We start from the raw sequence: 20055 nt of genomic DNA, 5'->3' as shown, positions 1-20055 counted from the left end.
CCCTCCGCGGCTCCGACCCGTCCTGACCCTCGCCCCCGCCCGCCGCTCGCATCCGCCAACACCGTCGGCGGAACCGGAGCCCGGCCTAGGCCCCGCGCACTTCGGCCCAGAACCCCGGCGTGCCCGGCCGCAGGTGCGCCGCCCGGAGCTGCCCCAGCTCGGCCGTGCGCGAGGTGTCGGCCGGCTGCGCGAGCGCCTCGCCCCAGTCCCGGCGCAGCGCCGGATCCACCTGGCCCGGACCACGTACTCCCGCAACGGGCGGAACTGCACGTCGGGCCGGTCCGGGACGCGGACATTTCGCCGGTGTGACCGCCTGGCCGCGACGGCGACAGCGGCTTAAAGTGGACCCGTGAGTCCAACGCAGGCGAAGCAGCTGACCGCCAAGGGCGCCGCCACACGGCAGCGGATCATCGAAGGTGCGGCGGCCGAGATCCGCGAACGCGGGGTCGCCGTCACGACGCTGGACGACGTCCGGGCGCGGACGGGCACCAGCAAGAGCCAGCTGTTCCACTACTTCCCCGACGGCAAGGACGAACTGCTGCTGGCGGTGGCGCGGTTCGAGGCCGACCAGGTGCTGGCCGTGCAGCAGCCCCAGCTGGGCAAGCTGACGTCGTGGGCCGGGTGGCGGCGCTGGCGCGACACGGTCGTCTCGCACTACCGGGGCCGCGGGCAGCACTGCCCGCTGAACGTGCTGATCTCCCAGCTCGGCCGCGCCACCCCCGGCGCGCAGGCCGTGGTCAGCGAGATGCTGCGGCGCTGGCAGGACGAGATCGCGGCCGGCATCGGCCACCTGCGTGACGCGGGCGAGGTGGCGCCGGGCGTCGACCCGGAACGCACCGCGGCCGCCCTGCTGGCCGGCATCCAGGGCGGCGTGGTGGTGATGCTGTCGACGGGCCGCATCGACCACCTCGAGGCGGCCCTCGACGTCGGCATCGAGAACCTGCGCGCGAGCACCGGCCGAAATCCGTGAAGGCCACATCGAGGGACTCTGAGTCCCTCGATGTGGCCTTCACGGACAGGAAAGCGGGAGGTCAGGCGTTCTTGATCGCCGAGATCTCGAACTCGAGGGTGACCTTGTCGCTCACCAGCACGCCACCGGTCTCGAGGGCGGCGTTCCAGGTGATGCCGTAGTCCTTGCGGCTGATCGTGGTGGAGCCCTCGAAGCCGATCCGGTCGTTGCCGAACGGGTCCTTCGCGGAGCCCTCGAACTCGAACGGAATGGTGACCGAACGGGTGACGTCCTTGACGGTCAGGTCGCCGGTCACGTCGAAGCTGGTCTCACCGGTCTGCTTGATCTCGGTGGAGGTGAAGGTGATGGTCGGGTACTCGTCCATCGCCAGGAAGTCGTTGCTCTTCAGGTGGCCGTCGCGGTCGGCGTTGCGGGTGTCGATGCTGTGCACGTTGATGCTCACCTGGGCGGACGACTTCTCGGGGGCGTCCCCGTCGATCGTCGCGGTGCCGGTGAAGTCGTTGAAGCTGCCGCGCACCTTGGTCACCATGGCGTGCCGGGCGTTGAACCCGATCCGCGAGTGAGCGGCGTCCAGGGTGTATTCACCGGTCAGCTGGGGGTAGGTGGTCGCGCTGGTCATGCTCTTCTTCTCTCGTCGGTGGTGGCGCCCCCCAGTGATTGAGGGTTCAACGACACCATACTCGATACGACTGGTTGCGCAAGCAACCAGTCGATAGACTGCCGATATGGGTGACTTGGCCGCGCTGGACGCCGACGAAAGCTCGTTCTGGCGTCCACTGACCCGCATCATCACTGTCCTCCCCCGCACGCTCGATGACCAATTCCTGCCCGACACCGGCCTCACCATGACCGACTACACCGTGCTGGTGGAGCTGTCGGAGGCGCCGGGCACCCTGCTGCGCCTCTCCGCGCTGGCGTCGGCGACCGCCCTGTCGCTCAGCCGGATCAGCCGGGTGGTCGACGACCTGACCCGCCGCGGCCTCGTCGAGAAGCGCCGCTGCCCCGAGGACGGCCGAGCGTCCAACGCGGTGCTCACCGACGCGGGCATGACGAAGCTCAAGGCGGCCTACCCCGGGCACCTCGCCCGCGTCCGGGCGTCGGTGTTCGCCCACCTCAGCCCCGAGGACGTCCGCACGGCCGGGCCCGTGCTGGCCCGGCTGGCCGCGGCCCTCGACGCCGACCCGATCTCCGAAGAGTGCGAAGGAACCCGATGACAGACGGCGAGTTCAAGCGCGACCTGAACTACATCCCCGACCGGATCACCGCCGACGGCCGCGACGGCTGGCCGGTCGAGGCCGGCCGCTACCGCCTGATCGTCGCGCGGGCGTGCCCGTGGGCGAACCGCGCGGTGATCGTGCGGCGGCTGCTCGGCCTCGAACCCGCGCTGTCGATGGGCATGGCCGGGCCGGTCCACGACGAGCGGAGCTGGAGCTTCGACCTCGACCCGGACGGGCGCGACCCGGTGCTCGGCATCGAGCGGCTGCAGGAGGCGTTCTTCAAGCGCGACCCGGAGTACCCGCGCGGCATCACCGTGCCCGCGTTCGTCGACGTCCCGACCGGCCAGGTCGTCACCAACGACTTCGCCCAGATGACGCTCGACATGTCCACCGAGTGGACGGCCCACCACCGCGACGGCGCGCCCGAGCTGTACCCGGACAAGCTGCGCGACGAGATCGACGACGTCGCGCAGAAGGTGTTCACCGACGTCAACAACGCGGTGTACCAGTGCGGTTTCGCCCGGTCACAGGAGGCGTACGAGCACTCTTACCGCAAGCTGTTCGCCCGCCTCGACTGGCTGTCCGAGCGGCTCGCGGACCAGCGTTACCTGGTCGGCGACACGATCACCGAGGCCGACGTCCGCCTGTTCACCACGCTGGTCCGCTTCGACGCGGTCTACCACGGCCACTTCAAGTGCAACCGCCAGAAGCTGACCGAGCTGCCGGTGCTGTGGGCGTACACGCGTGACCTGTTCCAGACGCCGGGCTTCGGCGACACGATCGACTTCGCGCAGACGAAGGAGCACTACTACGTGGTGCACCGCACCATCAACCCGTCGGGCATCGTCCCGCTGGGCCCGGACCTGTCGGGTTTCCTGACCCCGCACGGCCGCGAGCAGCTGGGCGGCCACCCGTTCGGGGACGGCACGCCGCCGGGGCCGCCGCCGGAGGCCGAGCGGGTGCCTAGCCTGGTTTGACGGCGTCGGCGTAGCGCGCCGACAGCGTCCGCAGCCGCTCCACCAGCTCGAGCGGTGACTCCACCCGGAACGGGACGTCCAAAGTGGACACCACGAACGCGATCAGGTCGAAGGAGTCCGAAGCCAGCTCCAGCAGGCAGCGCCGATCGTCGACAGGCGTGACGTCGCCGTCCACCCGGCCGCGGATTTCTTCGGCCGGAGCCGACACGAGAAGGCGGGCGCGGTAGGGCCACAGCTCGCGGCCCATCGTGCGGTTGAGGTACGCCGTCAGGTCGCCGTCCGGCGGGTCGCGGTGGGTGAAGCGTGGGCCGTTCGGGGTGCGCAGATTCAGCCGGTCGGCACGGAACGTCCGCCAGTCCGCTCGGCCGGTGTCCCAGCCGACCAGGTACCAGCGGCGGCCCCACGACACGAGCCGGTGCGGTTCGACGTCACGACGGGACTCGGTGCCGTCGTGGCTCACGTAGTCGAAGCGCAGCGTCTCCGCGGCGCGGATCGCGGCCGAAACGGACGTCAGCACCGACGCCTCGACCACCGGGCCGCGCACCGGGAGAGCCAGCGAAGCCGCGCCGAAGGCCGCAACGCGGTGCCGCAGCCGCGACGGCAGCACCTGCTCGACCTTGTTCAACGCCCTCAGCGACGCCTCCTCCAGCCCGGCGACCCCGCCGGACGTGGCGCCGTGCAGGCCGACCGCGACCGCGACGGCCTCGTCGTCGTCCAGCAGCAGCGGCGGCAGCTCGGCCCCCGCGCCGAGGCGGTAGCCGCCGACCGGGCCCATCGCCGCGTGCACCGGGTAGCCCAGCTCGCGCAGGCGGTCGACGTCACGGCGGACCGTCCGCGTCGTCACACCCAGCCGCTCGGCCAGCTCGGTGCCGGACCAGTCCCGGTGCATCTGCAGCAGCGACAGCAGCCGGAGCAACCGGCCAGGGGTTTCCCGCATGCGTCCCAGCATGCCGGACGACTAGGACCGATCCTGTCCTATACGCGCGCGAAGCTACGGTCATGGAACCCTTCCGCATCGACGTCCCGCAGGCCGGCCTCGACGAGCTGCACCACCGGCTCGCCCGCACCCGCTGGCCCGGCGAGCTGCCCGGCGCCGGCTGGGCGTACGGCGTGAGCGAGCCCTACCTGGCCGAGCTGGTGGAGTACTGGCAGACGGGCTTCGACTGGCGTGCGCAGGAGGCCCGGCTCAACGCGTTTCCGCAGTTCACGACCACGATCGACGGCCAGCGGGTGCACTTCCTGCACGTCCGCTCCCCCGAGCCGGACGCGACCCCGCTGATCCTGACCCACGGCTGGCCGAGCACGGTGGCCGACTTCCTCGACGTCCTCGGCCCGCTCACCGACCCGCGGGCCCACGGCGCCGACCCGGCGGACGCGTTCCACGTCGTCGCGCCGTCGGTGCCCGGCTTCGCCTTCTCCGGGCCGACGAACGAGCCCGGCTGGAACACCCGCCGGATCGCGCGGGCGTGGGCCGAGCTGATGCGGCGCCTGGAGTACGAGCGCTACGGCGCTCAGGGCGGCGACTTCGGCAGCATCGTCTCCCCCGAGCTGGGCCGGACGGCCCCCTCGGAAGTCCTGGGCGTGCACGTCAACGCCGTCGCCAACGCCGGTGTCCCGACCGCACCCGGTGACCTCGAGCGACTGTCCGAAGAGGACCGCGAGCGGGCGCGCGAGAACCAGGTGTGGTGGTACGCGCACTCCGGCTACGCCACGCAGATGGCGACCCGGCCGCAGACGCTGGCCTACGCGCTCAACGACTCCCCCGCCGGGCAGCTGGCGTGGAACCTCGAATGGTTCGTCGACTGGGATCCCACCGTGACCCCGCAGGCGCCGGTGTCCCGCGACGCGATCCTGACCAACGTGACGATCTTCTGGCTCACCGGCACCGCCGGCTCGGCCGCGCGCCTCTACCTGGAGGCGGGCCAGGACGGCTGGGGTGAGCGCCCGGCACCGTCCGGGGTGCCGACGTCGGTGACGAACTTCCGCGGCGACCACGCGATCCGCGGCCTGGCGGCGCTGTCCAACACGGTCACCCGCTGGCGGGAGTACGACTCCGGCGGGCACTTCGCGTCCCTTCAGGCGCCCGAGCTGCTGGTGCGGGACATCCGCGAGTTCTTCCGCGAGCTCTAGTCCACAGTGGACACCCGGCGCCGGCGCCGGTCCACGGCGCCGTCGAGCAAGGGCCGCTGTTCCTCGACCACCGTGTCCAGCGGCGCGACGTCCTGGTGCGCCCGCGCCAGGACGATCGCGCCCTCCAGGGTGCTCAGCATGAGCACCGCCAGCGAAGCGCTGCGTGCCGAAGGCACGCCGAACCGCGCCAGCGTCTCGGCCAGGGGCCGTTGCCAGCCCTCGAAAGCCTTGCCGACGGCGTCGCGCAGGCTGTCGCTCGTGGCCGCCGCGTCCGCGACCGTCGCCACCAGCGGGCAGCCCGCGTCGAAGCCGGTCGCGGTGAACTCGTCGCGCCACTGCGCGGCCATCGCGGCGAACAGGTTGCCCGGCGTCGGGTCTTCGAGTTTGGCCGCGACCCGCTCGACCCGGCGGGCGGCGTAACCCCCGGCCCAGGCGACGGCTTCGGCGATCAGCTGGTCCTTACCGCCCGGGAAGTAGTGCTGCAGGGACCCCCGCGGCGCCTCGGCGTGCGCGACCACGTCCCGCATGCCGGTCGCCCCGACGCCCTGGATCCGCACCAGCTGCGCGGCGCTCAGCACGATCCGCTCGCGCGGCGTCCTCGTCATCGGCTGCCTCCTTCATGACACTCGTCATGGTAGCCCAGTCGGGCACGACCAGCGCGAAGTCGCGCTCGCCGCGTTCGTAGCCGGGCACCGGACGGAAACCCTGGCGCAGCAGCAGCGCCTCGGCGCCGGTGTTCCCGGCCTGCACGGTGGCCCGCACCGTCCACTCCGGCCAGCGCCCGGCCGCCCACAGCCACCGGCTGAGCGCGCTCGCGATCCCCTGCCGCTGCCAGGCGTCGGCGACCAGGACGCCGAGCTCGGCCGTCCCGGGCGTCTCCGAGACGAAGTTCAGCAACCCCACCGGAATGCCACCGGACGTGGCCAGCAGCGCGACGCCGCCAGGTGGCCCGGCGAACAGGAACCGCTGGTAGCGCCGGAAGATCTCGCCCGGTTCGGCCGGGCCGCCCATCATGAAGCGCCGCCGGAGACTGCCCGGCGAACAGGCCGCGACCAGCGCGGCCACGCACTCCCGGTCGGCCGGGCGGTCGCCCAGCTCCCGGATCCTTATGACGGCTGTCATAGTCCCATGGGAGCACAGCTCGGCCGGGCGCACACTATGACAGGCGTCATAGATCGACTCGCCCCGGCCGGGGATCCGTCGTTCAGGTGATCAGGAACGCGCCGCTCGACGAACGGCGGTACGAAGAACCATGCTGGAGCTGCGGAGAGACCCGCGATGAGGGCAGGAGGAAGAACCACTCCCTTCCATGTTAAACGTATACCGCACCCCAGGGCTTGTGGCAAGACCCCGGTCGTGCCGCAGAATCATCGGCCGTAGCCGTGAACTGCGGCTACGGATTCGAATCAAACGGGGGTTTTGCGAGTGCGTGTGTTGTTGTCGACCTACGGTTCGCGGGGAGACGTCGAACCACTGGCCGGGCTCGCGGCGGCGCTGCGGGCCCTCGGCGCGGAGGTCCGGGTGTGCGCGCCGTCGGACGAGGACTTCGCGCGGCGGCTGGCCGGCGTCGGGGCGGAGTTCGTGCCGGTCGGCCCGTCGGCCCGGGAGCTGACCCGGGCGGCCCCGCCGCCGTCGTCCCTGCCGGAGCGCGCCGCGCAGCTGATCGCGGCGCAGTTCGAAGTGCTCCCGGCCGCGGCCGGGGGCTGTGACGTGGTGGTGGCGACCGGCATGCTGCCGACCGCGGCCGGCGCACTGTCGGTGGCCGAACTGCTGGGGATCCCGTCGGTGTTCGTGGCCTTCCAGAAGTCCACGCTGCCGTCACCGCACCACCCGCCGCTGGCCTACCCGGGCCGGCCGCACCCGCCGGGGGCGACCGACAACGGGCTGCTGTGGGGGCTGGACGCCGAAAGCGTCGACGAGCTGTTCGAAGCCGCCCTCAACACCAACCGGGTGGCGAACGACCTGCCGCCGGTGGCGGGCGTCCGCGACTTCGTCGTCGGCGACCGGCCGTGGCTGGCGACGGACCCGGTCCTGGACCCGTGGCGGCCCACCGGCCTGAACGTCACGCAGACCGGCGCGTGGATCGTGCCCGACGACCGGCCGCTGCCCGGCGACCTCGAGACGTTCCTGGCCGCGGGGACCCCGCCGGTCTACGTGGGTTTCGGCAGCATGCCGATGCACGCGGCGGCGGACGTCGCCGGCGTGGCCGTCGAGGCGGTCCGTGCGCAGGGCCGCCGGGTCCTCGTGCTGCGGGGCTGGGCGGACCTGGGCGCGGTCGACGAGCGGGACGACTGCTTCGTCGTCGGCGAGGTCAACCACCAGGCGCTGTTCGGCCGGTGCGCCGCGGTCGTGCACCACGGCGGCGCGGGGACCACGACGACGGCCACCCGCGCCGGCGCGCCCCAGGTGGTGGTGCCGCAGGCGACGGACCAGCCGTACTGGGCGGGACGGGTGGCCGACCTGGGTGTCGGCGTGGCCCACGACGGGCCGGCGCCCACCGTCGAGTCGCTCTCGGCCGCGCTCCGGACGGCTCTGACGCCGGAGACCCGCGCCCGCGCGGCCGCCGTGGCGGGCACGATCCGCACCGACGGCGCGCAGTTCGCCGCGCGGCTGCTCCTCGACGCCGTCGAGCACGAAAAGGCGCTCGCGTGAACGATTCTTTCACCGGTACCGAAAGGGGATTCGTGGCCGACGTGATCGTGGCCGGCGGCGGCCCGACCGGCGTCATGCTGGCCTGCGAGCTGCGGCTGCAGGGCGTGGACGTGCTGGTGCTGGAGAAGGAGCCGCAGCCGTCTCCGGTGGTGCGTGCGCTCGGCATCCACGCGCGCACCATCGAGATCATGGACCAGCGCGGGCTGCTGGAGCGGTTCCTCGCGCTCGGCAAGAAGTACCCGCTCAACGGGTTCTTCGCCGGGATCAGCAAGCCACAGCCCACCCACCTGGCCACCTCGCACCCGTACGTGCTGAGCATCCTGCAGCCCGTCACCGAGCGCCTGCTGAACGAGCACGCCGGCGAGCTGGGCGTCGAGATCCGGCGTGGCTGCGAGGTGACCGGGCTGGCCCAGGACGACCACGGGGTGACGGTCGACCTGGCCGACGGCACGCAGTTGCGGGCGCGTTACCTCGTCGGCTGCGACGGCGGCCGCAGCACGGTGCGCAAGCTGCTCGGCGTCGGCTTCCCCGGCGAGCCCACGCGGGTCGACACGCTGCTGGGCGAGATGGAGCTGACCGAGGATCCCGAGACGCTCACCGCCGTGATGACCGAGATCCGCAAGACCCAGAAGCGGTTCGGGGTCGGGCCCATCGGGGACGGCCTGTACCGCCTCGTCGTCCCGGCCGACCGGGTGGCGCAGGACCGCTCGGCGCCACCGGACTTCGACGAGTTCAAGCGGCAGCTGCGGGTCACGGCCGGCACCGACTTCGGGGTGCACTCCCCGCGCTGGCTCTCCCGCTTCGGCGACGCCACCCGGCAGGCCGAGCGGTACCGGGTCGGCCGGGTCCTGCTGGCCGGCGACGCCGCCCACATCCACCCGCCGATGGGCGGGCAGGGCCTCAACCTCGGCCTCCAGGACGCGTTCAACCTCGGCTGGAAGCTGGCCGCCGAGGTCGCCGGCTGGGCACCGGCGGACCTGCTGGACAGCTACGAGGCCGAGCGGCACCCGGTCGCCACGCAGGTCCTGGTCAACACCCGCGCGCAGATGCACCTGACGTCCCTCGAGCCGGGGCCGCAGGCCGTGCGGCAGCTGCTGACCGAGCTGATGGACTTCGAGGACGTGAACCGGTACCTGACCGAGCAGCTCATCGCGGTCGGCATCCGCTACGACTTCGGCGACGGGCCCGACCTGCTCGGCCGGCGGCTGCGGGATTTGGCGCTCAAGGACGGGCGGCTCTACGGCCTGATGCACGAGGGCCGCGGGCTGCTGCTCGACCAGACCGGCCGGCTCGCGGTCGCGGGCTGGGCGGACCGCGTCGATCACGTCGTCGACGTCAGCGAAGAACTGGACGTGCACGCGGTGCTGCTGCGCCCGGACGGGCACGTCGTGTGGGCCGGGGACGACGAAGCACAGCTGCCCGTCGCGTTGCGGAAGTGGTTCGGGGAGGAGAAGGGGGACCGTGTCAGCACCGGGGTATGACGAAGAACTGGGGTCCGAGCGCGAGTACGTCGCCGGGCTCTACACGCGGCTCGACGCCGAGCGCGCGCGGGTGAAGGGGCAGTACCGGGCGGCGCTGGGCGGCCAGGGGCTCGGCGCGATGGAACGCGACGTCGGGGTGCGCGCGCTGGGCCGGGAGTCGAAGCGGCTCGACGTCGTCGACAACGGGCTGTGCTTCGGCCGGATGGACCCGATTTCGGGCGAGCGCTCCTACATCGGCCGGATCGGCCTGTTCGACGAGGAGCACGACTACCGGCCGGTGCTGCTCGACTGGCGGGCGCCGGCGGCGCGCTCGTTCTACACCGCCACCGGCGCGAACCCGGAAGACATGCGGCGCCGCCGGCAGTTCCACACGCGCGGGCGTCACGTACTCGGGTTCACCGACGAGGTGCTCGGCCGACCCACCGAGGGTGACCAGGGTGACGCGGCGCTGCTCGCGGCGATCAACGCGCCGCGCGGGGAGGGCATGCGCGACATCGTCGCGACGATCCAGGCCGAGCAGGACGAGATCATCCGGCTCGACCACCCCGGCGTCCTGGTGATCGAGGGCGGGCCGGGCACCGGGAAGACGGTGGTGGCGCTGCACCGCGTCGCCTACCTGCTCTACACCCAGCGCGAGCGGATGGAGCGCCACGGCGCGCTGGTGGTCGGGCCGAACCCGGCGTTCCTGAGCCACATCGGCCGCGTTCTGCCGTCGCTGGGCGAGACCGATGTCGTCTTCACGACCACCGGTGGTTTCGTTCCCGGCCTGCACGTCACGGCCGAGGACGAGCCGGAAGCCGCGCGGCTCAAGGGTTCTCTGAAGATCCTCGACGTCCTCGCGGCGGCCGTCGCCGATCGGCAGCGGCTGCCGGAGGAGCCGCTGCCGATCGAACTGCGGGACGTCACGGTCCGGATCGACGCCGAGACGGCGGAGTGGGCCCGGCAGGAGGCGCGCGACAGCGGGCAGCCGCACAACGAGGCCCGCGCGGTGTTCACCGAGATCGTCACGTACGTGCTCACCGAACGCGCGATGGGCCGGATCGGCCGCGGCTGGCTGTCCCGGGATGACAAGGCGGAGTGGGAATCGCTGCGGAAGGACCTGCTCGGCGAGCTGGCGGCCGACGAGAAGTTCACCGCGGCGCTCGACGCGCTCTGGCCGGTCTTGACGCCGGAAACCCTGCTGGCCCAGCTGTATCAGTCCCCGGAGCGGCTGAAAGCGGCCGGGGCCGACGAGTCGCTGCTGCGCGCCGACGGCGCCGTGTGGACCGTCTCGGACGTCCCGCTGCTCGACGAGCTGGCCGACCTCCTCGGCCACGACAAGACGGCCGAGAAGGCGGCCGACGCGGCCGCGGCGCGGGAGCGGAAGGCCGAGGCCGAGTACGCCGAAGGCGTCTTCCAGACGATGAAGCTCGACCGGGAGGAGATGGACGAGGACGTCATGCTGTCCGCGGAAAACCTGCTCTACGCCGAGGATCTGGCCGACCGGTTCGTCGTGGCCGACACGCGCAGCCTGGTCGAACGCGCCACCGCGGACCGGGACTGGACCTACCGCCACGTCGTCGTCGACGAGGCCCAGGAACTGTCCGAAATGGACTGGCGGGTGCTGATGCGGCGCTGCCCGGGCCGGTCGTTCACGGTGGTCGGCGACCTCGCGCAGCGCCGGTCGGCGGCCGGGGCGCGGGCGTGGGACGACGTGCTGGCGCCGTACGTGCCCGGCCGCTGGGTCTACCGTTCGCTGACGGTGAACTACCGCACCCCGGCCGAGATCATGGCGGTCGCCGCCGCCGTGCTCGCCGAGTTCGCGCCCGGCGTCCGGCCCCCGGAGTCGGTCCGCGCGTGCGGCGTCCCGCCGTGGTCGAGGCACGTCACCGACGACGAACTGCCCGAGGCCATCGAGGAGTTCGTGCGGGACGAAGGCGGCCGCGAGGGCACCAGCATCGTGATCGGGCCGCCGGGCGTGCCGGGCACGGTGCCGGCGTCGGAGACGAAGGGCCTGGAGTTCGACGCGGTCCTGGTCGTCGAACCGGCGAGGATCCTGGCCGGCAACGCCGCCGACCTCTACGTCGCGCTCACCCGGGCCACGCAACGCCTCGGCGTCCTGCACCGCGAGCCGCTGCCGGCGGCGCTGAGCGGCCTCGCGGAGGTCGTCCGGACCTAGCGCGGTTCGCCCCGGGGGTGCGCGGGTACGTTGCCGTGGCCCGCGCTCCCCCACCGCGAAAGGCGTCCCGATGCAGTTCTACGCCGAACGGCCCATCCGCCGCACCGCCCAGCTCGTCAGCGACCTGCTGGCGTTGGTGCTCGTCGTGTCCGCGGTGTGGCTGGGAACCACGGTGTACGACGAGGTCATGAAGCTGCGGGCGCCCGGCGACGGGCTCGTCGACGCCGGCACCGGGCTGCGCGGCACGTTCGACTCGGCCGCGAACTCCGCCGACGGGATCCCGCTCATCGGCGACGCGCTCGCCAAGGCGCTGCACGGCGGTTCGGACGTCGGCACCAAGCTCACCGACGCCGGCCGCTGGCAGATCGACGCCGTCGAGAACCTGGCCTGGTGGATGGCGGCGATCATCATCGCGCTGCCGATCCTGACGCTGATCGCGACGTGGCTCCCGCTGCGCTGGCACTTCGCCCGCCGCGCGTCGGCCGCGGCCCAGCTGCGAGCGCTGGGCGACGAGGGCCTGGACCTCCTGGCCCTGCGAGCGCTGGCCACGCAGCCCTTGCGCCGCCTCGCCAAGTCCGGCGAGATCGCGACGGGCTGGCGCACACGGGACAAGGAGGTCATCGCGATCCTGGCCGGCCACGAACTGGCCCGCCACGGCCTGGTCTCCTGACCTCGCGCCCGTGTCGTCCATCCAGGTACGCGTGTCGTCCACTCAGGTACGCGTGTCGTCCATCCACGTACGCATGTCGGCCATCCAGGTACGCGTGTCGTCCATCCAGGTACGCATGTCGGCCATTCCGGCTCGCTCGCTCCGAACGGCCGGGACCCCGCCCTCGTGCTCAGCCGGGCACCACCCGTGATCCGAGCGGCATCACGGGTGATCGAAGGGGCATCACTCGTACTTGGCCGGACGACACGCGTACCCAACCGGACGACACGCGTACCTGGGTGGACGACACGCGTACCTGGGAGGACGACACGGGCCTGAGGGTCAGCGCGGGCCCTGCCTGCGGCCCACCGAGCGGCCGATGAAGAAGCCCAGGAGCAACCCCACGATCAGGCCGATCACGATGAAGAAGATGACGGTGGCCGCGGCGATCTTGCCGACGGTGCCGAGGAAGCCCTTGGCCTCGAAGTCCTGGACCGTCGCGAGGGTCTGGACGAGCGTGTAGTGCGTCATGATCACCAGGGTGACAGCACCGGGCGCACCCTGCACGCCGCGAAGGTCCCCCACCGGTGCTCAGGACACCGGTGGGGAGACCTCCGCACTCCGCGGGCCCGAAATCAGCCGACGGAGGGGCCCATCCCGATCGACTGCGGCGTGCTGGCGTCGGGCGAGGGCTGGTGCAGCCCCTCGTCCAGCGGGCCGAACTCGGTCATCAGCGCCGCGCTGCCGCCCCACGGCGTCGCTTCCTCGGCGATCAGGGAGTTCGTCGTCAGCAGCAGCCCGGCCACCGAAGCGCCGTTCTGGATCGCCGAACGGCACACCCGCAGCGGGTCGACGACGCCCAGGGCGATCATGTCGCCGAACTGGTCGTTCAGGGCGTCGAAGCCCTCGTCCGTGCCGAGCTCCCGGGTGCGCGCGACGATCTCGTGCGCCGGGTGCCCGGCGTTGTGGGCGATGAGGAACGCCGGTTCGGCCAGGGCGCGGCGGACGATCTCGACCCCGATCGCCTGGTCGCCCTCCAGCCCCAGGCCTTCCAGTGCCTTCTCGGCGTGCAGGAGCGCCGCTCCCCCACCGGCCACGATGCCTTCGGCCATCGCCGCCCGCGTCGCGGACAGGGCGTCCTCGACCCGGTGCTGCAGTTCCTTCAGCTCGGCCGGGGTCGCCGCCCCGACCCGCACCACCGCGACCTTGCCCGTCAGCGCGCCGATCCGCTCGGTCAGCACGTCCTCGTCGACGCCGAACTGCGCGCGCTCCAGCTCCGCCCGCAGCTGCCCGACCCGGAACTCGACGGCGTCGGACGTGCCGGCGCCGCCGACGATGGTCGTGGTGTTCTCGGTGACCCGGACCTGCTTGGCCCGGCCGAGGTGCTCCAGCGTCATCGTCTCCATGCTGAAGCCGGACGTCCGCGACAGCACCGCGCCGCCGACGATCGCCGCGAGGTCCTCCAGCTTGTGCAGCCGCCGGTCGCCGAACCCGGGCGCGCGCACGGCCACCGACTGGAACGTGCCGTTCACGTGGTTGTGCACCAGCATGGACAGCGCCGTGCCCTCGATCGACTCCGCGATCACCACGAGCGGCCGCGGGGCCCGCATCACCTTGTCCAGCAACGGCATCAGCTGCTGCACCTTGGTGATCTTCTCCGCGGACATCAGGATGTACGGGTCGTCGAGCACCGCCTCGAGCCGGCCCGGGTCGGTGACCAGGTACGGCGAGAGGTAGCCGTTGTCGAACTCGAAGCCCTCGACGAAGTCGACGCTCATCCCGATCATCGGCGACTCTTCGACCGTCACCACGCCGCCGTCGCCGACGGTGTGCAGGGCCTTCGCGATGACGGCGCCGACCGTGTCGTCGTCGTTCGCCGAGATCGCCGCGACCCGCGCGTAGTCCGCTTCGGACACCACCGGGTGCGCCTGCTTCTCCAGGTACGCCACCAGCAGCCCGACGGCGTGGTCGATGCCGCGCTTGACGAGCACCGGGTTGCCGCCGGCCGAGATCGCCCGCATGCCTTCGTGGACGATGGCCTGGGCGAGCACGGTGGCCGTGGTGGTGCCGTCGCCGACGACGTCGTTGGTCTTGATCGCCGCTTCCTTGACCAGCTGCGCGCCCATGTTCTCGAACTGGTTCTTCAGGTGGATCTCGCGGGCGATGGTGACGCCGTCGTTGGTGACCACCGGCGAACCGGTGATCTTCTCGATGATCACGTTGCGGCCCTTGGGGCCGAGGGTGGACTTGACCGCTTCGGCCAGCTTGTCGACGCCCGCCAGCAGCAGGTCGCGGGCGTCCGAGCCGAACCGCAGTTCCTTCGCCATGTTCCTGCTCCTAGGGTGTGAGGATGGCCCGACCGCGCACGCGTCCGGCATCGAGGTCGGCGAGTGCGTCGAGAGCCGCGTCCAGCGGGTACTTCTTCGTGTGGAGCGTGACCTTCCCGGCCTGGGCGAGCACCATCAGCTCCACGAGGTCGTTGTAGGTGCCGACCAGGTTGCCGATGACGTTGCGCTCGGTGGAGATGATGTCGATGGTCGGGATGTCGATGTTGCTGCCGTAGCCGATCACGAAGTGCGACCCGGCGCGCCGGGTCATCGCGAACGCGTCCTGCTGGGCACCCTGTTCGGCGACGAAGTCGAGCACGACCTCGGCGCCGTTGCCGCCGGTCAGGTCGAGCACGGCCTCGACCTGCTTGCCGTCGCCCAGCACCGTCTCGTCGGCGCCCAGGGTGGTCGCCAGCTTCAGCGCGTCGGCGTTGCGGTCGACCACGATCACCCGGGTCGCGGTCAGCGCCTTCAGCGACTGGATGCCGATGTGCCCGAGGCCGCCCGCGCCGTTGACGACGCAGGTGGTGCCCGGGTACAGCAGCGGAACGGCCTTGCGCACCGCGTGGTAGGCGGTGATGCCCGCGTCGGCCAGGGCGGCGACGTCCGAGGGCTGGGTCGACGGGTCGAGCTTGATGCACGCCCGCGCCGACGTCAGCAGGTACTCGGCCATGCCCCCGTCGCTGTCGATGCCCGGGAAGCTCCCGTTCGGGCAGTGCATGTCGTCACCCGCGCGGCAGGCGTGGCAGAGCCCGCACGTCGGGGTCGGGTGCAGGATGACCGTGTCGCCGACCTCGACGTTGGTGACCGCCGGACCGACCTCGTGCACCCAGCCCGCGTTCTCGTGGCCGATCGTGTACGGCAGCGCGACCCCGGACTTCTCGGCCCACTGCTCTTCGATGATGTGCAGGTCGGTGCGGCACACGCCGGCGCCGCCGATCTTCACGACGACGTCGAAGGGCCCGGTGGCGCGCGGCTCCGGTACGTCCTCGATCACCGGTTGCTGGTGGTACTTCTGCAGCCGCACGGCCTTCATCCCGTGCCCTCCTCATCCGAAGTCAGCGAATAACGCGCGCGCAGCATGCCGCGGCACACGCCCGAATTGGCCTCCATGCTCGTGCGGGTCAGCCGGGCGAAGGCCAGGTGCCGTTTCGCCTCGGCCGGCGCGACCGGTTGCCCGGTCGCCGGGTCGACCAGCAACGGGTCGCCGTCGTCGGCGGGCAGGCCGAGCTCGCGGCGGCGGGCCCGCAGCCGGTCGAGGTCCGGGCTCGCCGGGACCTGCCCGAGGGTCAGCTCCGCCGGGTTCAGCCCGGTGCCCGAGAGGGTCCGGCAGACCCGGTCGGTGCCGGCCAGCACGGCCTTGCGCACGAAGTCGTGGCGCAGCGTGTCGAGCTCGTCGACCGCCTCGCCCTCGAACGACGCGACGAACCCCTGCCGCGCCGCGACCCCGCGGTTGATGACGTCGGAGGCGAAGTGGTCGTCGAGCCGGATGTCGAGCCCGGTCAGGCCCGGCACCCCGGCGACGGCGTCGTAGGCGTCCGCGACCATCAGGAACGCGAAGTTGGGCGCGCAGAAGTAGGTCGGCAGCCGCAGCCGGATGACGGCGTGGCCCGCCGCGCTCACCTCGCAGCGGGCCACGAAGCCGAGCTCGGTGAGGGGCTCGTCCAGTTCGGGATCCCGGACGGTGCCCAGCGCCGTCCACACCGCGGCGTGGACGCTGGTGACCAGCGTGGTCATGAGTTCGGCACGCCGACGGGCTCGACGCTCTCCGGGTCCTTGATCCGCAGCTCTTCCGGCACGTCGATGTCGTAGAGACGGGCGGCGTTCAGGCCGAGGATCTTCTTCTTCTGGTCGACGGTCAGCGGCGCGAAGTCCGACAGCTCGTCGTCACCCGGCATGTTCCAGTCGACGAAGCCCTCGACCTGCCACTTGGGCTCCCAGATGGCGTAGTCGGCGCCGAAGATCAGCTTGTCCTCGCCGATCCAGAACATCAGCTCGCCCATCACCTTCGCGAAGAACTTCGGCCGGGCGTGCAGCAGGCCGCCGATGACGACGGCGAGCCCCGCGTAGACGTTGCGCTCCTGGGTGGCCATGAAGCAGAAGTCCTCGATGCGCGGCAGGCCGACGTGCTCGACGATGAAGTTCAGGCCCTGGAAGTCGGTCGCCACGTGGTCCACATCGGACACGTCGAAGGCGTCCTTGTCGAGCGGCCAGATCGTCGGTCCCTTGTGGATGTGGACGTTCTTGACACCCAGTTCCTCGCACTTCTCGAGGTACTTGGCCGCTTCCGGGTCCTTGAGGCTCCAGCCGCGGGAGTCCCCGCGCCACTCGGCCGTGTAGAGCTTGACGCCCTTGCAGCCGTACCGCTTGACGCGCTCCTCGAACGCCTTCATGCCCTCGTCGCCTTCACGCGGGTCGAAGGTGGTGTTCACGAGGAACTTGCCGGGGTGCCGTTCGGCCATCGCGCCGTCGGCCTCGGTGGTGTTGAACCCGTTCGTGTACCACTGCCGCAGGTTCGTCGGCTGGAAGATGGCCTTGTCGACGTGCCCGACCTCGAACAGGTCGTGCATCATCAGTTCCTCGGAGTACTTCTGGAACCGGTCGATCGGCCAGTGCGTCTCCTTCGGGCCGAGGCCCTGGTAGGCGTGGAAGCACTCGATCCACCCCTTGGCGTATTCCTCCTGCCCCTTGACCCAGTTGTCCGGGCTGGCGTCCCAGAAATGGGTGTGGGCGTCAACTACGAAATACTTTTCGCCGTCTTTTTCGTACACGGGTGACCCTCCTGAGCGGATCGAGTGCTTCCTTGCTGTTCTGTTTTGACTTACTTGTTGATCACTTTGAGGTCGAAGTCGAGGTACTCGGCCGCGTCCTCGGGGTTGGCGAACATGATCGTGCGGTCGTCCTCGTGGATCATCCGCCCGTAGTGGGTGGACATGCTTTCCTCGAACTCGGCCGCGTTGAACCAGCCCTCTTCCTCGCCGACGGCCTCGTCGACCTCGGCGTAGACCAGGTCGGTCCGGCCCTTCGCGTCGACCCGGATCATCGACGGCAGCGGCGTCACGGTCACGTTGTCCTTGGCGGACATGACTTCCGCGATGATCGCGCCGACCTGGTTGTTCATCAACGTGAAGCCGCACATGTTCGAGGCGGTGTTGTTGACCTTGTACGGGCTTTCCGAGGTTTTGAAGACGGTCACTGGCCCAGCTCCTCCGGTGCTTTGAGACCCAAATCGGACAGGATTCCGGCGAACCGGCTCTTCACGCGGTCGAGACCGTCCTCGAACCGGATCGGCTTCGCGTCGGGCTGCGACCACAGGGGCTGCAGGGCGCGGGCGGCGGAGATGCACCGCGGGACCCAGTCCTCGAGCCACTTCTGCGCGAGCGCCTTGTTCTGCTCGCCGAACTCCTTGTCGTTGATCAGGAGGTCGAACATCGCCTTGGTGTAGCGAAGGTCGCGTTCGGAGAAGTCGAACTCCTCCGCGCCGATCAGTGTCGGGGTGACGAAGTCGCCGTTCGCCGGCGCGGCCTGCTGCACCAGGTTGCTGCGGAACAGCTCGCCGACGAGCGGCTCGAAGACGATGTTCGAGGCGAAGATCGCCTCGCACCAGTCCCAGATCCCGGTCAGCTGCTCGGCGGTCTCCCGCACGCCCTGCCAGGCCGGGTCCTCGTTCCACGTCGTCAGGTGCGCGGTGCCGTCGAAGCCGGGAACCTCTTCGGTGAGCGTCAGCGTGTACAGCGCCAGGTCCTGCGCCGCGCGGATCCGGTGCATGCTGTTCACCGAGATCGCGTTGTTGTGCATGTTCGTCGGCGCCCGCCGGTTGGCGTTGGCGTACAAGTACAGGCCGAGGCCGTGGTCGACGTGCATCCACGCGCCGACGTGCTTGGCGACGAAGTCCACCCAGTTGCGGTTCCACTGCTCGAACGCCTTGGCCTGGCGGGCCGCGTCGATGTTCTGGTTCAGCTGACGGACGACGTTCGCGTTGTACCGGTAGAGGGTGAGTTCCCACTCCTCGTTGGGATCGCGGAACTCGTGCCAGCCGTGCGCGGGCCAGTCGTAGCCCTTGCCGCCGGAGCCGGGGAAGCGCTCGGGCACCGGCCGGTCGGACCCCCACGCCTTCATCGCGGTCCACTCGAGCGGGTAGCCGCCCTTGCCGTCGGCGAAGGCGTAGAGCCAGCCCTGCGACAGGTAGTGCCGCGGGTCCGGCTGGACTTCGACGGTGACGTCTTCGTAGTGACTCTGCTTGCGCTTGGCCGGGGTGAAGTAGTTGTACTGGCGAGCGGTGGAGTCCGGGAAGACCTTGGCGCCCGCCTCGGCGTCGGTGAACGCCGGCTTCGGCACACTGCGTTCGGAAGTGGCTGTCATGGGATCCGTCCTCTGGTGTCAGGCGTCGGATTCGCCCGTGGTGGTGAACTTGTCGTAGAAGACGCGCTTGTCGGCGACGCCGAGCGCGGGCAGCAGTTCCAGTGCCGCTTCGACCATCGGCGGCGGTCCGCAGACGTAGGCGTCGGCCCCTTTCAGGTCGAGGCCGGCCTGGCGCAGGACGTCGGTGATCAGGCCGGTCTCGCCGTCCCAGTCGTCGTCACCCGGCTCGGAAAGCGCCGGGACGTACCGGAAGTTCGGCAGTTTCTCCTCGAGCTCCCGCAGTTCGGCTTCGAAGCAGAGGTCTTGCCGGCGGCGGGCGCCGTAGTAGAAGGTCGCCTTCCGCTCGAGGCCGCGCTCGGCCATGGTCCGCAGGAGCGCGAGGATCGGCGCCATCCCGGCCCCGCCGCCGACGAAGACCAGGTCCGCGCTCGGGTTGTCCCGGAGGGTGAACACCCCGAACGGGCCGGTGATCCGGAGCTGGTCGCCGACCGCGACGTCGGCGTCCAGGAACCGGGAGAACAGCCCGTCGGGGTAGATCTTGATGACGAACTCGAGGAGCCCGTCACGCGCCGAGGTGTTGGCCATCGAGAACGACCGGGACTCCTCGGTGTCCGGGATCGCGAAGTCCACGTACTGGCCCGGGAAGAACTTCAGCGCCTGGTCCGGGTCCGTCAGCTTGACGACGAGGTGGCGCAGGTCGTGCGTGACGTTGTCGTTCGAGACGACCTCGACCGTGGCTTCCTGGATCGGCAGCCCGGACTGGATCATCTCCTCGTCGTAGTTGAGGAGCTCGATCGTGAGGTCCTCGTAGGCGTGGGCCCGGCACAGCAGGGTGAAACCCTCCTCCTTTTCGTAGTCCGGCAACGCGAAGGTCGAGTACTTGTCGTGTTCGACGTCTTCGCCGTCGAGGATGAACGACTTGCAGGCCGCGCACTGCCCTTCCTTGCAGCCGTGCATGAGCATCACGCCCTGCTCGGCGGCGGCGCGCAGGATGGTCTGCTCCTCGGCGACGTCGATCTCGATCCCGACCGGCTCGAACCGGACGCGGTGTTTTTCTGACATGGGGCCCCCGTCTTGCTCGGTGCCGGTGGTCGTGAGTGGGAAACAGTGTTGGAAAGCTGTTTCCCACTCA

Annotated in this window: 21 protein-coding genes; 8 read left to right on the top strand and 13 right to left on the bottom strand. The window is 70.8% G+C overall.

Going from position 1 to position 20055, the window contains the following annotated elements; all coding sequences use genetic code 11:
• Window positions 1–85 precede the first annotated feature (85 nt).
• The gene (locus ACGFMK_RS41770) at window positions 86–229 is read right to left on the bottom strand and encodes a hypothetical protein (RefSeq protein ID WP_392775169.1); all 144 of its coding nucleotides are present in this window, start codon (window positions 227–229) and stop codon (window positions 86–88) included.
• A gap of 120 nt (window positions 230–349) precedes the next feature.
• On the opposite strand from ACGFMK_RS41770, the gene ACGFMK_RS41765 reads away from it, so the two are divergent.
• Entirely contained in the window at window positions 350–970 is a 621-nt protein-coding gene (locus tag ACGFMK_RS41765; protein ID WP_392775166.1) for a TetR/AcrR family transcriptional regulator, read from the top strand.
• Window positions 971–1031: 61 nt separating this feature from the next.
• Here the strand turns inward: ACGFMK_RS41765 and ACGFMK_RS41760 are convergent, their stop codons facing one another.
• On the bottom strand, window positions 1032–1589 hold the full coding sequence (locus ACGFMK_RS41760) for a YceI family protein (RefSeq protein ID WP_392775164.1): 558 nt from the start codon (window positions 1587–1589) through the stop codon (window positions 1032–1034).
• A 106-nt stretch (window positions 1590–1695) separates the two neighbouring features.
• Here ACGFMK_RS41760 and ACGFMK_RS41755 point away from each other — a divergent pair, with 106 nt between their 5' ends.
• Both ACGFMK_RS41755 and ACGFMK_RS41750 read left to right on the top strand, forming a co-directional pair.
• Window positions 1696–2184 carry a MarR family winged helix-turn-helix transcriptional regulator gene (locus ACGFMK_RS41755; RefSeq protein WP_392775161.1) on the top strand — a complete coding sequence of 163 codons (489 nt, stop codon included), beginning with the start codon at window positions 1696–1698 and terminating at the stop codon, window positions 2182–2184.
• Window positions 2181–3164 (top strand): glutathione S-transferase family protein, encoded by a 984-nt coding sequence (locus ACGFMK_RS41750; RefSeq protein WP_392775160.1) that lies wholly within the window; start codon window positions 2181–2183, stop codon window positions 3162–3164. Before ACGFMK_RS41755 ends, ACGFMK_RS41750 begins: the two co-directional genes overlap by 4 nt.
• Here ACGFMK_RS41750 and ACGFMK_RS41745 read toward each other — a convergent pair.
• Entirely contained in the window at window positions 3151–4101 is a 951-nt protein-coding gene (locus tag ACGFMK_RS41745; RefSeq protein ID WP_392775158.1) for a helix-turn-helix transcriptional regulator, read from the bottom strand. The genes ACGFMK_RS41750 and ACGFMK_RS41745 overlap by 14 nt on opposite strands.
• Window positions 4102–4163: 62 nt before the next feature.
• Between ACGFMK_RS41745 and ACGFMK_RS41740 the strand changes: the two genes are divergently transcribed.
• Window positions 4164–5294 carry an epoxide hydrolase family protein gene (locus ACGFMK_RS41740; RefSeq protein WP_392775157.1) on the top strand — a complete coding sequence of 377 codons (1131 nt, stop codon included), beginning with the start codon at window positions 4164–4166 and terminating at the stop codon, window positions 5292–5294.
• Here the strand turns inward: ACGFMK_RS41740 and ACGFMK_RS41735 are convergent.
• A complete protein-coding gene (locus ACGFMK_RS41735; RefSeq protein ID WP_392775175.1) occupies window positions 5291–5812 on the bottom strand; it encodes a TetR family transcriptional regulator C-terminal domain-containing protein in 522 nt (173 codons plus the stop codon). The two genes, ACGFMK_RS41740 and ACGFMK_RS41735, sit on opposite strands and share 4 nt — an antisense overlap.
• Complete coding sequence (locus ACGFMK_RS41730; protein WP_392775155.1) at window positions 5754–6416, bottom strand: GNAT family N-acetyltransferase; 663 nt, start codon at window positions 6414–6416, stop codon at window positions 5754–5756. Before ACGFMK_RS41730 ends, ACGFMK_RS41735 begins: the two co-directional genes overlap by 59 nt.
• A 303-nt stretch (window positions 6417–6719) precedes the next feature.
• Here ACGFMK_RS41730 and ACGFMK_RS41725 point away from each other — a divergent pair, with 303 nt between their 5' ends.
• The 4 genes from ACGFMK_RS41725 (at window position 6720) to ACGFMK_RS41710 (ending at window position 12255) form a co-directional block, all read left to right on the top strand.
• Complete coding sequence (locus ACGFMK_RS41725; RefSeq protein WP_392775153.1) at window positions 6720–7946, top strand: glycosyltransferase; 1227 nt, start codon at window positions 6720–6722, stop codon at window positions 7944–7946.
• 32 nt (window positions 7947–7978) lie between these two features.
• Entirely contained in the window at window positions 7979–9427 is a 1449-nt protein-coding gene (gene rox / locus ACGFMK_RS41720) for a rifampin monooxygenase (protein ID WP_392775151.1), read from the top strand.
• Entirely contained in the window at window positions 9408–11585 is a 2178-nt protein-coding gene (gene helR / locus ACGFMK_RS41715) for an RNA polymerase recycling motor ATPase HelR (RefSeq protein WP_392775149.1), read from the top strand. The genes rox and helR overlap by 20 nt, the downstream gene beginning before the upstream one ends.
• A 70-nt stretch (window positions 11586–11655) precedes the next feature.
• Window positions 11656–12255: a hypothetical protein gene (locus ACGFMK_RS41710; RefSeq protein ID WP_392775147.1), complete on the top strand. Its 600-nt coding sequence runs from the start codon at window positions 11656–11658 to the stop codon at window positions 12253–12255.
• Window positions 12256–12576: 321 nt separating this feature from the next.
• On the opposite strand, the gene ACGFMK_RS41705 is transcribed toward ACGFMK_RS41710, so the two are convergent.
• The 8 genes from ACGFMK_RS41705 to ACGFMK_RS41670 all read right to left on the bottom strand — a co-directional run bounded on the left by ACGFMK_RS41705 (window position 12577) and on the right by ACGFMK_RS41670 (window position 19985).
• A complete protein-coding gene (locus ACGFMK_RS41705; protein ID WP_328456240.1) occupies window positions 12577–12765 on the bottom strand; it encodes a hypothetical protein in 189 nt (62 codons plus the stop codon).
• 104 nt (window positions 12766–12869) lie between these two features.
• Complete coding sequence (gene groL, locus ACGFMK_RS41700) at window positions 12870–14561, bottom strand: chaperonin GroEL (RefSeq protein ID WP_392775145.1); 1692 nt, start codon at window positions 14559–14561, stop codon at window positions 12870–12872.
• A 10-nt stretch (window positions 14562–14571) separates the two neighbouring features.
• A complete protein-coding gene (locus tag ACGFMK_RS41695) occupies window positions 14572–15597 on the bottom strand; it encodes an NAD(P)-dependent alcohol dehydrogenase (RefSeq protein WP_392775143.1) in 1026 nt (341 codons plus the stop codon).
• Window positions 15594–16298, bottom strand: coding sequence for an iron-sulfur cluster assembly protein (locus ACGFMK_RS41690; RefSeq protein WP_392775141.1), 705 nt, complete (start codon window positions 16296–16298; stop codon window positions 15594–15596). The genes ACGFMK_RS41695 and ACGFMK_RS41690 overlap by 4 nt, the downstream gene beginning before the upstream one ends.
• Window positions 16295–17332 (bottom strand): amidohydrolase family protein, encoded by a 1038-nt coding sequence (locus tag ACGFMK_RS41685; RefSeq protein WP_392775139.1) that lies wholly within the window; start codon window positions 17330–17332, stop codon window positions 16295–16297. The genes ACGFMK_RS41690 and ACGFMK_RS41685 overlap by 4 nt, the downstream gene beginning before the upstream one ends.
• Window positions 17333–17382: 50 nt before the next feature.
• Window positions 17383–17757 carry a propane 2-monooxygenase effector subunit MimD gene (mimD, locus tag ACGFMK_RS41680; RefSeq protein ID WP_392775137.1) on the bottom strand — a complete coding sequence of 125 codons (375 nt, stop codon included), beginning with the start codon at window positions 17755–17757 and terminating at the stop codon, window positions 17383–17385.
• Entirely contained in the window at window positions 17754–18923 is a 1170-nt protein-coding gene (locus tag ACGFMK_RS41675) for a toluene hydroxylase (protein ID WP_392775135.1), read from the bottom strand. The genes mimD and ACGFMK_RS41675 overlap by 4 nt, the downstream gene beginning before the upstream one ends.
• Before the next feature lie 18 nt (window positions 18924–18941).
• Window positions 18942–19985, bottom strand: coding sequence for an NADH:ubiquinone reductase (Na(+)-transporting) subunit F (locus ACGFMK_RS41670; RefSeq protein WP_392775133.1), 1044 nt, complete (start codon window positions 19983–19985; stop codon window positions 18942–18944).
• Between the last annotated feature and the right edge of the window lie 70 nt (window positions 19986–20055).

Origin of the sequence: Amycolatopsis sp. NPDC049252 (assembly GCF_043197175.1) — a bacterium.
Classification (GTDB): domain Bacteria; phylum Actinomycetota; class Actinomycetes; order Mycobacteriales; family Pseudonocardiaceae; genus Amycolatopsis.
Note: the sequence above shows the minus strand (reverse complement) of the source record. Positions and strands in the feature narration are given on the sequence as shown.

Excerpts from the sequence above, each read along its gene's own strand:
- ACGFMK_RS41730 (WP_392775155.1), bottom strand. The coding sequence starts at position 6,416 with ATGACAGCCGTCATAAGGATCCGGGAGCTGGGCGACCGCCCGGCCGAC.
- ACGFMK_RS41695 (WP_392775143.1), bottom strand. The coding sequence starts at position 15,597 with ATGAAGGCCGTGCGGCTGCAGAAGTACCACCAGCAACCGGTGATCGAG.
- ACGFMK_RS41705 (WP_328456240.1), bottom strand. The coding sequence starts at position 12,765 with ATGACGCACTACACGCTCGTCCAGACCCTCGCGACGGTCCAGGACTTC.
- ACGFMK_RS41760 (WP_392775164.1), bottom strand. The coding sequence starts at position 1,589 with ATGACCAGCGCGACCACCTACCCCCAGCTGACCGGTGAATACACCCTG.
- ACGFMK_RS41670 (WP_392775133.1), bottom strand. The coding sequence starts at position 19,985 with ATGTCAGAAAAACACCGCGTCCGGTTCGAGCCGGTCGGGATCGAGATC.
- ACGFMK_RS41690 (WP_392775141.1), bottom strand. The coding sequence starts at position 16,298 with ATGACCACGCTGGTCACCAGCGTCCACGCCGCGGTGTGGACGGCGCTG.
- ACGFMK_RS41745 (WP_392775158.1), bottom strand. The coding sequence starts at position 4,101 with ATGCGGGAAACCCCTGGCCGGTTGCTCCGGCTGCTGTCGCTGCTGCAG.
- ACGFMK_RS41675 (WP_392775135.1), bottom strand. The coding sequence starts at position 18,923 with ATGACAGCCACTTCCGAACGCAGTGTGCCGAAGCCGGCGTTCACCGAC.
- ACGFMK_RS41750 (WP_392775160.1), top strand. The coding sequence starts at position 2,181 with ATGACAGACGGCGAGTTCAAGCGCGACCTGAACTACATCCCCGACCGG.
- ACGFMK_RS41740 (WP_392775157.1), top strand. The coding sequence starts at position 4,164 with ATGGAACCCTTCCGCATCGACGTCCCGCAGGCCGGCCTCGACGAGCTG.
- ACGFMK_RS41710 (WP_392775147.1), top strand. The coding sequence starts at position 11,656 with ATGCAGTTCTACGCCGAACGGCCCATCCGCCGCACCGCCCAGCTCGTC.
- groL (WP_392775145.1), bottom strand. The coding sequence starts at position 14,561 with ATGGCGAAGGAACTGCGGTTCGGCTCGGACGCCCGCGACCTGCTGCTG.
- ACGFMK_RS41755 (WP_392775161.1), top strand. The coding sequence starts at position 1,696 with ATGGGTGACTTGGCCGCGCTGGACGCCGACGAAAGCTCGTTCTGGCGT.